The organism is Amycolatopsis sp. NPDC054798 (genome assembly GCF_053611505.1).
Genome location: NZ_JBSHAM010000003.1, coordinates 254576 through 268015, shown reverse-complemented (window position 1 = coordinate 268015; position 13440 = coordinate 254576). Strand labels below are relative to the sequence as shown.

Here is a 13440-nt window from a genome sequence, read left to right as displayed (position 1 = left end):
GCCCTGGGGCTCCGCGGCAGGCTGGCTGTTTTCACCGCTGGTGCACGATCCGCCCGTCCAGCACCGTGGCCGTCACGTGCACGTCGCCGAACTTCTCCGGGCGCGTCTGTTCGAGGTCCGCGTCCAGCACGACGACATCGCCGAGTTTGCCCGGCGTCAGCGAGCCGATCCGGTCCTCCATGCCGAGCGTGTACGCCGCGTCGAGCGTGTGCGCGCGCAGTGCCTCGTGCAGCGAAACCGCTTGCTCCGCACCGATGTCCGCGCCTTCGCGGGTCTGCCGGAGCATCGCGTTCGCGATCGTGTGCAGCGGTTTGAACGACGAAACGAACGAATCGCTGGACAGCGCCGGGCGCAGCCCCGCGTCGAGTTCCTCGCGGAGCGGCTGGAGCCGGTGGGCGCGGTCGCCGAGGCGGCGCAGGAAGTCTCCGCCGCTGTCGTGCAGGAAGTTCGGCTGGTTCACCGGGATCACGCCCAGTCCGGCGAACCGGCGGACGTGCTCGCGGGTGGGGTAGCCGCAGTGTTCGATCCGGGGGCGGAAGTCGTCGCCGTAAGCGCGGGAGCCCGCTTCGAGCGCCCGCAAAGTGTTCTCCATCGCCAGGTCGCCCTGCGTGTGGACGGCGACTCGCCATCCGGCCCGGGCGGCGCGTTCCACCAATGCGGCGAGGTCGTCGGCGGGCCAGTAGAGGCTGCCGGTGAATTCTCCGTGTTCGCCGTAGGGCTCGCTGAACACCGCGGTGCCGCCGATGAGCGTGCCGTCGGAGTAGAACTTCATCGCGCCGAGGCTCAGCCAGTCGTCGCCGAACGGGTCGCCGAGGCCGACCGCGGCGAGCGCGTCGAGCTGGTGCGACAACGGCATCGCGACCGTGCGCACCGGAAGCCGCCCGGCCGCGCGGGCTGCCCGGTACACCCGTAGTTCACGCGCCGAAACTTGCGGGTCGGCGATGGTCGTCAGCCCGGCTTCCACGTAGTGCCTGCCCGCGTCGCCGAGCCATCCGGACAGCTGTTCGAACGGCAGGTCGGTGTGGAAATTCGGGCCGTGGCAGCCGATTTCGACCGCGACCGGCAGCAGCAGCTGCATCGCGGAGTCGAGCACCATGCCGGTCAGCCGGCCGGCCGCGTCGCGGAGGAACTGCCCGCCCGCCGGATCGGCGACGTCGCTGCCGATGCCGCGCCACTGCAGCGCGGCGGAGTTGACCACGGCGTGGTGGCCGGAGACGTGGTAGACGATCACCGGGTGCTCGGTGGTCGCCTCGTCGAGCCGTTGCCGGGTCGGGCGGCCTTCCGGGTACTTCGCGTCGTCCATGCCGAAGGCGCGGATCCACTGTCCTGCGGGCGTGCGCGCGGCGGCTTTGGCGACCATTTCGACCAGGTCGTCCACAGTGGACACAGCCGGGTAGCTGGCGTCTTCCGCGGCAAGGGATTCCGCGGTGGACAGCAGGTGGTTGTGCGGGTCGACGAAGCCGGGCAGCACCGTCGCGCCGCGCGCGTCAACGCGTTCGGCCTCCGGCGCCGCCTGCGCGACCGCCGCCGCGCCGAGCGCGGCGACGCGGCCGTCGCGGACGAGCACCGCGTCGGTTCCGTCGAGGTCCGGGTCCATGGTCAGGACCCGGGCGCGGTGGATCAGGACGTCAGCCACGGGCGATCTCCGTTCGGTGGGGCTGGGGGACGTCGTCGGACAGCTGCGGCGCACCGCGCAGGCAGGCGATGCTGACCAGGCACATCACGACGAGCAGGACGATCACCGGAGCCACGCCGCCGAATCCGGCGACGAGCGCGGTGCAGGCCAGCGGCGAGAATCCGCCGAAGACGGCGCCGGCGACCTGATAGGACAGCGAGATGCTGGTGTAGCGGGCGCGGGCGGGGAACATCTGCGCGAGGATCGCCGCGATCGGCCCGTAGGTGGCGGCCATGACGAGCCGCATCAGCGACAGCGTCAGGAAAATCAGCCCGGTGCTGCCGCTGCCCATCACGAGGAACTGCGGCGCGGCCAGCACCGCGACGCCGAGCAGCCCGATGATCACCACGCGCCGTCCGCCGAACCGGTCGCCGAGCCACGCGACGCCGACGGTCGCGACCAGTTCCACCAAGGACGCGATGCTGAGCCCGGTCAGCACGAGTTCCTCGCTCACGTGCAGATCGGCTGTCGAATAGCCGAGCAGGAAGGTGGTGACGATGTAGTAGCCGCCGACGGCCACCGGCAGCGCGCCGATCCCGCGCAGGATCTGCCGCCACGAGGTGCGCAGCGCGAGCCGCACCGGCAGTTCGGCGACTGGTTCCGCCTGCTTGAACACCGGCGATTCCTCGACCTTCAGCCGGATCACCAGGCCGACGACCACGAGCACCGCCGACAGCAGGAACGGCACCCGCCAGCCGCCCGCGGCGAGCGCCCCGTCGCCCTGGCCGGCGAGCAGGCCGAAAAGCCCCGAAGCGAGCAGCGCCCCGGCCGGGTTCCCGAGCTGAGCGAACGAACCGTAGAACGTCTTGCGCCCGGCCGGCGCGTGCTCCACGGCCATCAGGACCGCGCCGCCCCATTCGCCGCCGACCGCGAGCCCCTGCGCGAACCGCAGCACCACGAGCAGCAGCGGCGCGAGCACCCCGGCAGTGGCGTAAGTGGGCAGCAGGCCGGTGGCGAACGTCGCGATCCCCATGATCAGCAACGTCGTCACGAGCGCGGCTTTGCGTCCGACGCGGTCGCCGAAATGCCCGAACACGATGCCGCCGAGCGGACGGGCGAGGAAGCCGACCGCGTAGGTGGCGAACGACGCCATGAGCCCGACCAGCGGGCTGGTGCCTTCGGGGAAGAACAGCTTGCCGAACACGAGGCTCGCGGCGGTCGAGTAGGCGTAGAAGTCGTACCACTCGATCGTTGTTCCGACGAACGCCGCGGCGGCCGCGCGGCGGGCGCTCGAGGCGGATGCGGTCATGGGGGCTCCCACTGCTCCGGGGGATCGGTTCGGGTCACGCTAACCGCGGAACCGGCCGGAGACCGCTGTACGATGTGTCCTTTGCCGAAGATCGTTTTGTGCGAACCGCACTGGGAGGCGGCTGTGCTGACCGTGGCGGGTGTGCTCCGGTTCGAAGGGCTTGAGCTGGGCTTGCTCGCCGGACGGGCCGGGCTGGGCCGGGAAGTTGCCTGGGCGCACGCGATCGAGGTCGCCGACCCGGTGCCGTGGCTGCGCGGCGGCGAGCTGGTGCTGACGATCGGGCTCGGGCTGCCCGCCGACGAACCGGGACGGCGGGCGTACGTGCGGCGGCTGGCCGAGGCGGGCGCGGCCGGGCTCGGCTTCGCCGCGGAGGTGCTGGAGGCGTTGCCGCCGGAGGTGCTCGAAGAAGCCGAGGCGTGCGAACTGCCGGTGGTGGGCGTGCTGGGGACGACGCCGTTCATCGCGGTCAGCCAGGCGGTCGCGCGCTGGCACGCGGAGGCGGCGCTGCGCGCGGAACGGCACGCGATCGCGGTGCAGGAGGCGATCGCGCGGGCGGCGCTGCGGTCCGGCGATCGCGGGATCCTGGCCGAGCTGGCGAAGGGAGTCGGCGGCGAAGCGCTGCTGCTGGACGTCGAGGGACGGCCGCGCGCGGCGCATCCGGCGGGGGAGCGGTCGTGGCACGAACGAGCGCGCGAACTGGTCGCCGGGATCGCCGGACCGGCGCAGGCGGCGGGCGCGGAGGAACACGAGGGCCGGTATCTGGTCGTGCACAGCATCGGGCTGTCCGGACATCCGCGCGGCTGGCTGGCGCTCGACTGCCCGGCAGGCGATCCGACGCATCAGCGTCTGCTGGTCAACCACGCAGCGGTGCTGCTCGGCATGACCTTGCTGGGCATCCGCGCGCTCCGCCGCACCTTGCACGAACAGCGGGCGCGCTTGCTCCCCGCAGTCGCGGAACCGGACGAGTCGCTGCTGCCGGAACCGCCGTTTGAGGTCGCGGTCTTCGCGTTGTCTGTCGACGATCCGCTCGCCGCGGTGCTCGACGCGATCGCCGACGTGGCCGGGAAAACCGACCAGGACCGGCTCTTGCTGACCCCGTGCCCAGGCGGTCTCGCGGCGGTGTTGCCTGCTGCGGCCGGGCTCGGCGCACGGATCCGGGCGAGGGCTGCGGAACTGACCGGGGTTCCGGTCGGCTGCGGAGCGACTGTCTCGCCGGATGTCGCCGGGATTCCGGCCGCGATCCGCCGGGCCGCCGACGTCGTGCCCGCCGATTCGTCCTATGTGGACGCTGAACAGGCGTCCTCGTGGGGTCTGCTGCGCGAGGCGTTGCGCCCGGCGGCGCTGGCCCCGTTCACCACCGCGGTGCTCGGATCGCTGCGGGAGCACGATCGCCGCACCGGCAGCGAACTGGTGCCGACGCTGCGCTGCTACCTCGACGCGGACGGCAACCTGGAAACGGCCGCGCGAGAGCTGGGCGTGCACCGCAATACGGTGCGGACCCGGTTGCGCACTGCGGAGCGGGTTTCCCGGCGGCGGCTGGACCGGCCGCGCGATCGATTGGAGCTGTGGCTCGCGTTGTCCGCTGAGGAGCTGTGATCCGGCGCGCTACTCGCGCCGCTGAGTCGATTCCCGCAGCCGCAGTTCGGGGGTCAGAAACACCGGGCCCTCGGGCGTCTCGGCCCCGGAAAGCCGCGCCAGCATCAGCTCCACCGCGCGTTCGGCCAGTGCTTCGTGGGTCAGGTCCATCGCGGTGACCGGCGGCGTGCTCGTGCGGGCGTGTTCGCTGTCGGTCAACGCTGCGAGCAGCAGGTCGTCCGGGATGCGCAGGCCCTGCGCCGCAGCGGCTTCGGCGATCAGCGGCGCGAAATCGCTGGTCGCGACCACGATCGCGTCCGGCCGGTCCGGGCCGGACAGCAACGGCTGCACCAGCTCCGGCACGTCCCCCGGGGTCAGGCCCTCGCTGAGCAAGGCCGTCCGCGGCACGGTCCCGCGCCGCTTGCACCACGCCAGATAGGTTTCGCGCGGCCGCCGGTTCCAGGCGTTGTCCTCGGTGCCGGACAGCAGCAGCACGTCCCGCGCGCCCTGGTCGCGCAGGTGGTCCAGCAGCGCCTCGACCACCGGAGGATAGTCCAGCCGCACGGCCCACGGCAGGTCCGGCCGCTCCGGATCCTCCTCGACGGTCACCACCGGCAGGCCCCGGCCGAGCAGTTCGGCGAGCGCGGTGTCGCCGCCGTAGGGGTGCGCGACGATGCAGCCGTCCATCGGCACGCTCGCCACCGCCGGGTCGTGCAGGTCGGGCACGTGGATCAGGCCGGTCTTGTGCCGCAGCATCTCGGTCGCGATCGACCCGACGAGCCGGTTGAACGTCTCGGCGCGGTCGGGCGTGCCGGCCACCGCGTAGCGCGGCCGCAGGATGAGCCCGACCAGCCCGGAGCGGCCGGTGCGCAGCGAGCGCGCGTTCGGGTTCGGGTCGTAGCCCAGCTCCGCGGCGGCCTCGCGCACCCGGGCCTTGGTCGCCGCCGAAATGGGCCTGCGCCCGGAAAGCGCGTGCGAAACGGTGCTGATCGAGACCCCGGCGCGCTCGGCGACCTCCCGGATCGTGACCGGTCGTTTGCCGCCGTCGGTGTCCACCGTCGTTCCCCTTCGCGCTGCCTCCGGACGGCCCAGTATCGCCCACCGCCCGGCGGAGGAGGCCTTGACACCGCCCCGGCGCGCGGGTTTGATGCCGCGAAAGCTCATCAAAACGTTTTGATGATGATAGGAGGCGCCATGGCCGCCCCGCACGAGCCCGCCCCGCACGAGCCCGCCCCGCCCGCCGCCGCTTCGCCGACCGTCGGCGACGTCTGCACCGGGATGGGGCTGACCCGGCGGCATTGGCTCGCTGGATCGGTGCTGTTCTTCGCGTTCGTCGTCGAAGCCTGGGAACAGGTCGGCCTGGTCTACGTCTCGAACGGGATCGCGGACGAGTTCGGGGTGGACAACACGAAACTCGGCTGGGCGCTGTCCGCGGTCGCGTTCGGCATGGTGCCCGGCGCGCTGCTGTGGGGCGGGCTGATCGACCGGCTCGGCCGCCGCCGCGTGACGGTCGCGAGCCTGTTGATCTACGCGGTGCTCGCGCTGGCCGCGGGGCTTTCGCCGGCGTTCTGGCCGTTCGTGGTGCTGCGGTTCCTGTCCGGCGTCGCGTTCGGCGGGGTCTACGCGGTCACGTTCCCGTACTTCCTCGAACTGCTGCCCACCGCCCGTCGTGGCCAGGGCGCGGTCGCGCTCAGCATCGGTTTCCCCATCGGGACGCTCCTGTGCATCGGCGTGAGCCAGTCGCTCGGCACGATCAGCTGGCGCGCGGTCGCCGTCGTCGCCGCGCTGGCCGGGCTGTGGGCGTTCGCCGTGCTGCGCTGGGTGCCGGAATCGCCGTACTGGCTCGCCCGGCGCGGCCGGCACGCGGAAGCTGCGGCCGTGCTGCGCGGTCTCGGTGCGGAAATTCCGGCTGGCACAACGTTTTCCGTCGAGGACGCGGACCGCAAGGCGGGCGCGGTGCGCAATCTCTTCCGTTCGCCGGTGCGGCTGCGGTTCCTGCCGCTGCTGCTCACGTCGTTCACTTTCAGCTGGGGCTACTGGGGTTTGCAGACGTGGCTGCCGGTCCTGCTGCAGAACCGCGGGCTGAGCGTGTCCGGCGCGCTGTGGTTCGTCGCGGTGACCCAGGTGGTGTCCGTTCCCGGCTACCTGCTCGCCGCGTGGCTGACCCGCCGCCACGGACGCAAGCGGATCTTCCTGCTGTTCGCGCTGGCCTCGGCGATCGGCGGCGTGCTGTTCGGCCTCGCCACCGGTTCCGCGCAGCTGTACGCGGGCAACCTGATCCTCGCGTTCTTCTCGCTCGGCGCGTGGGGCATCTGGAACACCTGGTCGGCCGAGGTCCTGCCGACCGGGCTGCGCGGCGTCGGCTATTCCTGGTCCACCTCGGCGATCCTGCTGGCCAACACGGTTTCCGTGCCGGTGATCGGCGCGATGATGGACCACGGCGTCGCGTCCTCGCTGACCGTCGCGTCGATCGTCGCCTTCCTCGTCGTCGCGCTGCTCGCCGTTCTCCCGCTGCCCGAGACCGAGGGCCGCGCGCTCACCTGATTTCCGTTATCCGACAAGGAGTTCTCATGACCTACCGGGTCGCCATGGACATCGGCGGCACCTTCACCGACGTGGTCGTCCACGACGGCGCGACGCAGCGGCTGCACGCGGGCAAGGTGCTCACCACCCCCGACGACCTCGCGCGCGGCGTTTTCGGCGCGCTGGAAGGCTTCGACCTGCCGTTCACGGAGATCGAGTTCTTCGTGCACGGCACCACGCAAGGGCTGAACGCCCTGCTCGAACGGCGCGGCGCGAAGGTGCTGATCCTGACCACGCGGGGGATCGGCGACGTCTACCGGATCGCGCGCGGCAACCGGAACCGGCTGTTCGACCTGCATTACCGCAAGCCGGAGCCACTGGTCGGGCCGGAGGCGGTCGCGGAGGTCGCCGGACGCCTCGACGCCACCGGCGCGGAACTCGAACCGCTCGACGAGGACGCAGTGCGGCTGGTCGCGAAACGCGTGCGCGAGGAGGGTTTCGAAGCGGTCGCGGTGTGTTTCCTGTTCTCCTACTTGGATTCCGGGCACGAACGCCGCGCCGGCGAGATCCTGCGCCAGGAACTCGGCGACGACGCGCTGGTCGTGCTCTCGCACGAGGTCGCGCCGGAATGGCGGGAGTACGAGCGCACGTCCACCGCGGTGCTCGAGGCCTACACCGGCCCGTCGGTGCACCGCTACCTCGACCGCATCGAAGGGCGGTTCACCGAGAAGGGCCTGCACGTCCCGGTGCACGTCATGCAGTCCTCCGGCGGTCTGGTCAACGCCGGGTTCGCGCGGCGGCATCCGCTGCAGACGCTGCTGTCCGGTCCGGTCGGCGGCACGATGGGCGGCGTGGCGGCGGCGAAACTGCTCGGCCGCCCAGACCTGATCTGCGTGGACATGGGCGGGACCTCGTTCGACGTGTCCCTGGTGATGGACTACGCGGCCGACGTCTCGCCGGACGGCGAAGCGGAGGGTTTCCCGCTGCTGATGCCGCTGGTCAACCTGCACACCGTCGGCGCGGGCGGCGGTTCGCTCGCCTACGCCGAGGGCGACGCGCTGCGCGTCGGCCCCGAATCGGCGGGCGCGGCGCCCGGCCCGGCGTGCTACGGGCGCGGCGGCACGCAGGCGACGGTCACCGACGCGAACTGCGTGCTCGGCCGGGTCGATCCCGAGTCGTTCGCGGGCGGGGGCATGCCGCTCGACCTGGACGCCGCGCACACGGCCGTCGCGACGCTGGCGCAGCGGCTCGGCATGGACCCGGTCGAGCTGGCGTCCGGGATCTGCGACGTCGGCAACGCCAAGATGGCGCAGGCGATCCGCACCCTGACCGTCGAGCACGGCCGCGAACCGGGCCAGTTCGCGCTGCTCGCGTTCGGCGGCGCGGGCCCGATGCACGCCGCGTTCATCGCCCAGGAAATCGGCATCACCGAGGTGATCGTGCCGCGGTTCCCCGGCGCGTTCTCCGCGTGGGGCATGCTCGAAGCCGACGTCCGGCGGGACTTCACCCTGCAGTTTTTCGCCAACGGAGCCGAACTCGACACCCGCGCCCTGCGCACCGCGCTCGACTCGCTGCGCGATCAGGCGCTGGAAGCGTTGCGAGAGCAGGGAATCCCGGAAGACCGCCAGTCGGTGACGCACGGTGTCGACATGCGGTACGAAAGCCAGGACTACACCTTGACCGTGCCGATCCTGGACGGAGACCCGGTGGACAGCCCGGAGTTCCTGCCCGCCGTCGAGGCGCGCTTCGCCGAAATCCACCACCAGCGCTACGGCCACGCCACCCCCGGCGCGCCGGTGCAGTTCGTCGCGCTCCGCACCACCGGCCACGGCGTGGTCGACCGCTCCCCAGCGGCGGCCGAAACGAGCGCCGCGCGACCGGACCCGGTGGTCCGCGACGTCGTTTTCGCCGGAAAGCCCGTGCCCACCACGATCGTGGCGCGCGCCTCGCTGGCGCCCGGCAGCCGGTTGACCGGACCCGCGATCGTGCACGAGGAAACCGCCACCACGGTCGTCCCGCCGGACGCCGGACTCGCCGTCGACGACCACGGGTTCCTGGTCGTCACCCTCGCGGCCGCCGATCACCTGCAGGAGGAGCACGCGTGAGCATCAGCCCCGTCACCACCGAAATCATCCGCTCGGCGCTGATCCAGGCGGCCGAGGACATGAACATGGCCCTGATCCGGTCGTCGTACACGCCGACGATCTACGAGGGCAAAGACTGCGCCGTCGCGCTGCTGGACCGGAACCACCGGGTGCTCGGCCAGTCGTCGGGGCTGCCGATCTTCCTCGGGAACCTGGAGATCTGCACGAGTCACACCGAGGACCTGTTCGGCGCGGACGTCTGGCAGCCCGGCGACGTGTGGGTGCTCAACGATTCCTACATCGGCGGCACGCACCTCAACGACTGCACGGTGTACGCGCCGATCTTCGTCGGAGACGAACTGGCCGGCTTCGCGGCTTCGCGCGCGCACTGGATCGACATGGGTTCCAAGGACCCCGGCGGTTCGATGGATTCCACGAACATCTACCAAGAAGGCCTCCGGATGGGGCCGACGCGGATCGTCGCGGGCGGCGTCGAATGCGCGGACATCCTGCGGCTGATCGAGACGAACGTGCGCTTCCCGTACGTGACCCTCGGAGACATGCGCGCGCAGATCGCGTGTGCTCGGATGGGCGTTCGGCGTCTCGGCGAGTTGTTCGCCCGCTACGGCGCGGAAACCGTCGACGCCGCGCGCGAGCAGATTTTCGCCCAGACCGAACGGCTGGAACGCGAACGGATCGAGGCGATCCCGGACGGCCAGTACGAGGCGACCGGCTACCTGGACAACGACGCCATCGACCCGGACACGCCGCTGAAAGTGCGCGTGCGGGTGGTCGTCGAAGGCGAATCGATGACGATCGACCTCACCGACTGCGCCGACCAGGCCACCGGACCGGTCAACTGCGGCCGCTCCCAGGCGATTTCGGCCGCGAGGGTGGGGTACAAACTGCTGATCTCGCCGCAGGTGAGCCTGAACGGCGGGTCTTTCGCACCACTGGACGTGCAGGTGCGCGACGGGTCGATGCTCGGCGCGCGCGAGCCCGCCGCGTGCCAGTACTACTACTCCAGCCTCGGCATGCTCATCGACCTCGTCGTCGCCGCACTCGCGCCCGCGATGCCGGACCGGGTCGCCGCGGCCAGCTATGGCGATTCGATGATCGTGCAGTTCGCCGGGGACCATCCCCGGACCGGGGAGCCGTTCGTGACGCTGGAGGCGACCGTCGGCGGCTGGGGCGCGTGGGAGGGCGGCGACGGGGAGACCGCGCTGATCAACAACGTCAACGGCTCGCTGCGGGACCTGCCGGTCGAGGTCGTCGAAACGCTGTATCCGGTGCGGGTGAACGAATACCGCATCCGCACGGCCTCGGGCGGCGCGGGGCGCTGGCGCGGGGGAGACGGCGTGATCCGGGAGTACGTGATGGAGGCCGACCAGGATCTGTCGCTGTGGTGGGAGCGCTCGGTGACGCCCGCGTGGGGCCTTTTCGGCGGGTCAGCGGGTGCGCCGCCGCGCGTGGTGCTGAACCCGGGCACGCCGGAGGCTCGGGAGATGCTGAAGGTCAACAGTCTCCGGGTGCGCCGGGGAGACGTGCTGCGCTGCGAATCCGGCGGGGGAGGGGGATACGGGACGCCGGAAACCGCTGGGGCGTAACGGCGCTTCGGCTTAGACCCAAAGGTGCGCCGTCTGCCTTCGCAGCTCCGCCACGGCTGAGTCCGGGGTGTGCCTGCCGAGCAGAACCTGCAAGGTCAGCCCGTCCGCGATCGTCAGGGCGGCCTCGGCTTCTCGTTTGAGGTCGAGGCCGCTGCGGACGTGGCCGCTGTCCTGAGCCGCCTTCAGCAGGACGGTGAGCATTTCGGTGAGCCCGGCGTAGTGCTCCTCGTGCGCGGCCGCCAATGTCGGGTCGACCACCGCCTGCGCGGTGAACGCGATCCACACCCGTGCGCTGACCAGGCCCGGATCGTCCACCGCGAGCAGAGCGGTCAGTGCCTGCTCCAGCATCACGGCCGCCGACCCGTCGCCGATGCGCTCCTGCGCGCGGGCGGCGACTTCCCGGTTCACGTGCTCCTGGGCGAACAGCAGCATTTCTGCTTTGGTGCGGAAACAACGCTGCACCGCGCCCATCGACATCCCGGCTTCCGCGGCCACCTCGCGCAGCGTCACGCCCTCCAGCCCGCGCGAGCTGACCAGCGAACACACCGCTTCGGCGAGGTGCCGCCGCCTGCTGTCGTGATCCACCTGTTTCGGCATGGGACCAGGGTAGCGATGCGTCTGCATCGGATCACTGCTAGGGTTCCGATGCAAGCGCATCGAAACGGGGGTTTTCTCTATGGAGACACAGCGGAGCGGGCGGCAAGCGCAAGGCGCGCGGGTGCTGCTCGGAGTGATTCTGTTCGTCCAGGGCTTCGGCTCGGCGATCACCGAAGCCGGCTGGGGCACGAGCTTCGGGGTCGCGGGGCTGCTGCGCTGGGCCGGGGTGCCGCAGTGGGCGGACCTGGTTCTCGGGGCGGCGGGAGCGGTGTTGCTCGTCTGGGCGTTGCTCGTGTGGCGGGGGCGGGGTTCGGCGGGGTGACTGTCTAATGTGGAGTGTTGGGTAGCAGGCCGGTTTCGTGCAGGTGGTCGAAGATGATCTGGTCGACCGGGGAGACGCGGTCCCGGTCGACCAGATCGGCCGATTCCTGTCCCGTTGCGGGGATGCTTCCTCCTGCGGTCTGGAGCAAATCAAGCGACCGGCATGAACCGGGCGACATCGGCCAGCGCTTTCAAGGTCGAGCCGTCGAGGTGCCCGGTGGCGGTATCGGCCTCGGCGACGACCAAGGCGTTCTTGTCCCGGCGATCGCGATAGTTCAAACCGGTGAACGACACGCCGGCGACGCCGAGCGCGAGAGAAATCTCCAGCGGGCGCACGTCTCCGCTGCCTTGCTCCGTCTCCACGTCCTGAAAGCTGTTGCGGTGCTTGGCGGACTTGAACCCGACTCGCACGACGGACACGACCGCGGCGTTGTCGTGCCCGTCGCCGACGGCCAGCAGCATCCGGTCCAGCGAGGTGCAGGGGGTGCGGGCGAGAAACTCCCGGACCCTGCCGGTCGCTGCGGAAAGACACTCGGCCTCGTGCTCGATTTTGTGCCGCAGTTCCTTCATTTTCATCCGGCTCCAGGACTCTTTCCAATCGCCCCGCTTCGCCGACTCCCGAGCTTTCGCCGTGCGTTGCGGAAGGCTGCGGCCAGGAAGCCCGTCGACGACGTCACCGGCGACATTCTCGGCGAACGTTCCGCCGCCAGTGCTCGAGCCGGAACCGGCCAAACCGCTCACCGTGGCACCCGAACTGACGGCTGCGATCGCGACAGCCGCCACTGCGGCGACCGCGGCACCGCCGCCCTTCTTCTTGCCCCCGCCGTCGCCCAGTTTGACTTTTCGTCCGTCGGGCAACGTCACCCAACCGGTTTCTGTCCCCATCATTCTCCCCTCGGAACCGGAAACGACCACCGCCGCCGCAGTGGTGCGGACTGGATCGGCTGCCCGGCGATTTCTGTTTCACGGCAGTGCTGGATCCCGGCCAGTGTGAGAGGCGGCACCGACAGAAACGGGGGAGTTGATCGTTCGGTAGCCCAGATGGAGCAGCGCCCGGGGGGCGTCGGGGGCGCTGGAACTCAGCGCACAGCTTCCGCCAACGCCCGGCGGCACAGGGAATCCGCGCGGCGGGTCGTCTCCGGCAGGCGGTAGCCCGACGTCAACGCCAGTGTCGCCTCGCAAGCCTCCGCCAACCCGATCCGATGGCCAACCGACACGAAGACCGGCTTGACCCCCTCCCGAGTACGCAGCGCCCGCCCGACGACCTCCGCGCCGTCCAGCAGCGGCGACCAGTCTCCGCGCGCCGGGCCGGGCTGGTCGTGCGTGAAGGTGAACGGTGTTTTGGCGACCCCGGCCGTCCGGAGGCCGGTCAGGACTCCGAGGTGGCTGGCCAAACCGAGCCGGCGCGGGTGGGCGAGGCCGTAGCCGTCGCAGAGGACGAGGTCCGGGCGGTGGCGGAGCGCGGCCAAGGCGTCCAAGACCGGCGGGAGTTCCCGGAAGGCGAGCAAACCCGGCACGTAGGGGAAGCTGACCGGCCCGGCCGCGGTCGTCTCTTCCACCGTCTCGAGCGAGGTGAAGTCGACGAGCACGGCCGCCGCGACGACTGCGTCCCGTTCGTCGTCGTAGGCGACGTCGACGCCCGCGACCAGGGCGCCGTCGGAGAGGGCTGGGCCGGTCGGGTCCACCAGGGCGCGCAGGCGGTGTTGTTCGGCGAGGGCGTCGGCCTCGGTGGCGGGCCAGGCGGGCATGGGAGTTCCTTGGAAGCGGAGTGCCGGACCGGGGAAATCCGGCCGGAAACTGGTCTGGTGC

General features: G+C 71.0%; 11 protein-coding genes. 5 read left to right on the top strand and 6 right to left on the bottom strand.

Annotation, left to right across the window (positions count from 1 at the left end; genetic code table 11):
- Positions 1–31: 31 nt before the first annotated feature.
- Both ACWGIC_RS03835 and ACWGIC_RS03830 read right to left on the bottom strand, forming a co-directional pair.
- Positions 32–1636, bottom strand: a complete 1605-nt coding sequence (locus ACWGIC_RS03835; RefSeq protein WP_452074375.1) for an amidohydrolase — start codon at positions 1634–1636, stop codon at positions 32–34.
- Entirely contained in the window at positions 1629–2924 is a 1296-nt protein-coding gene (locus ACWGIC_RS03830; protein WP_452074374.1) for an MFS transporter, read from the bottom strand. Before ACWGIC_RS03830 ends, ACWGIC_RS03835 begins: the two co-directional genes overlap by 8 nt.
- Before the next feature lie 81 nt (positions 2925–3005).
- Between ACWGIC_RS03830 and ACWGIC_RS03825 the strand changes: the two genes are divergently transcribed.
- A complete protein-coding gene (locus ACWGIC_RS03825; protein ID WP_452074373.1) occupies positions 3006–4520 on the top strand; it encodes a PucR family transcriptional regulator in 1515 nt (504 codons plus the stop codon).
- A gap of 9 nt (positions 4521–4529) precedes the next feature.
- Here ACWGIC_RS03825 and ACWGIC_RS03820 read toward each other — a convergent pair whose 3' ends face one another.
- Positions 4530–5555, bottom strand: a complete 1026-nt coding sequence (locus tag ACWGIC_RS03820) for a LacI family DNA-binding transcriptional regulator (RefSeq protein WP_452074372.1) — start codon at positions 5553–5555, stop codon at positions 4530–4532.
- 138 nt (positions 5556–5693) lie between these two features.
- Between ACWGIC_RS03820 and ACWGIC_RS03815 the strand changes: the two genes are divergently transcribed.
- Genes ACWGIC_RS03815 through ACWGIC_RS03805 form a run of 3 tightly spaced genes read left to right on the top strand, consistent with a single transcriptional unit; the run spans position 5694 to position 10713 of the window.
- Complete coding sequence (locus tag ACWGIC_RS03815) at positions 5694–7043, top strand: MFS transporter (protein WP_452074371.1); 1350 nt, start codon at positions 5694–5696, stop codon at positions 7041–7043.
- A gap of 26 nt (positions 7044–7069) precedes the next feature.
- Positions 7070–9127: a hydantoinase/oxoprolinase family protein gene (locus ACWGIC_RS03810; protein ID WP_452074370.1), complete on the top strand. Its 2058-nt coding sequence runs from the start codon at positions 7070–7072 to the stop codon at positions 9125–9127.
- The gene (locus tag ACWGIC_RS03805; RefSeq protein WP_452074369.1) at positions 9124–10713 is read left to right on the top strand and encodes a hydantoinase B/oxoprolinase family protein; all 1590 of its coding nucleotides are present in this window, start codon (positions 9124–9126) and stop codon (positions 10711–10713) included. Before ACWGIC_RS03810 ends, ACWGIC_RS03805 begins: the two co-directional genes overlap by 4 nt.
- 12 nt (positions 10714–10725) lie before the next feature.
- On the opposite strand, the gene ACWGIC_RS03800 is transcribed toward ACWGIC_RS03805, so the two are convergent.
- The gene (locus ACWGIC_RS03800; RefSeq protein ID WP_452074368.1) at positions 10726–11310 is read right to left on the bottom strand and encodes a TetR/AcrR family transcriptional regulator; all 585 of its coding nucleotides are present in this window, start codon (positions 11308–11310) and stop codon (positions 10726–10728) included.
- A gap of 79 nt (positions 11311–11389) precedes the next feature.
- On the opposite strand from ACWGIC_RS03800, the gene ACWGIC_RS03795 reads away from it, so the two are divergent.
- Positions 11390–11632, top strand: coding sequence for a hypothetical protein (locus ACWGIC_RS03795; RefSeq protein ID WP_452074367.1), 243 nt, complete (start codon positions 11390–11392; stop codon positions 11630–11632).
- A gap of 149 nt (positions 11633–11781) precedes the next feature.
- Here the strand turns inward: ACWGIC_RS03795 and ACWGIC_RS03790 are convergent, their stop codons facing one another.
- Complete coding sequence (locus tag ACWGIC_RS03790; RefSeq protein WP_452074366.1) at positions 11782–12516, bottom strand: hypothetical protein; 735 nt, start codon at positions 12514–12516, stop codon at positions 11782–11784.
- Between the two features lie 194 nt (positions 12517–12710).
- Entirely contained in the window at positions 12711–13379 is a 669-nt protein-coding gene (locus tag ACWGIC_RS03785; protein WP_452074365.1) for an endonuclease V, read from the bottom strand.
- Between the last annotated feature and the right edge of the window lie 61 nt (positions 13380–13440).

Bases quoted from the DNA above. Each gene is read 5' to 3' on its own strand.
- ACWGIC_RS03785 (WP_452074365.1), bottom strand. From the start codon at position 13,379: ATGCCCGCCTGGCCCGCCACCGAGGCCGACGCCCTCGCCGAACAACAC.
- ACWGIC_RS03790 (WP_452074366.1), bottom strand. From the start codon at position 12,516: ATGGGGACAGAAACCGGTTGGGTGACGTTGCCCGACGGACGAAAAGTC.
- ACWGIC_RS03815 (WP_452074371.1), top strand. From the start codon at position 5,694: ATGGCCGCCCCGCACGAGCCCGCCCCGCACGAGCCCGCCCCGCCCGCC.
- ACWGIC_RS03800 (WP_452074368.1), bottom strand. From the start codon at position 11,310: ATGCCGAAACAGGTGGATCACGACAGCAGGCGGCGGCACCTCGCCGAA.
- ACWGIC_RS03810 (WP_452074370.1), top strand. From the start codon at position 7,070: ATGACCTACCGGGTCGCCATGGACATCGGCGGCACCTTCACCGACGTG.
- ACWGIC_RS03830 (WP_452074374.1), bottom strand. From the start codon at position 2,924: ATGACCGCATCCGCCTCGAGCGCCCGCCGCGCGGCCGCCGCGGCGTTC.
- ACWGIC_RS03795 (WP_452074367.1), top strand. From the start codon at position 11,390: ATGGAGACACAGCGGAGCGGGCGGCAAGCGCAAGGCGCGCGGGTGCTG.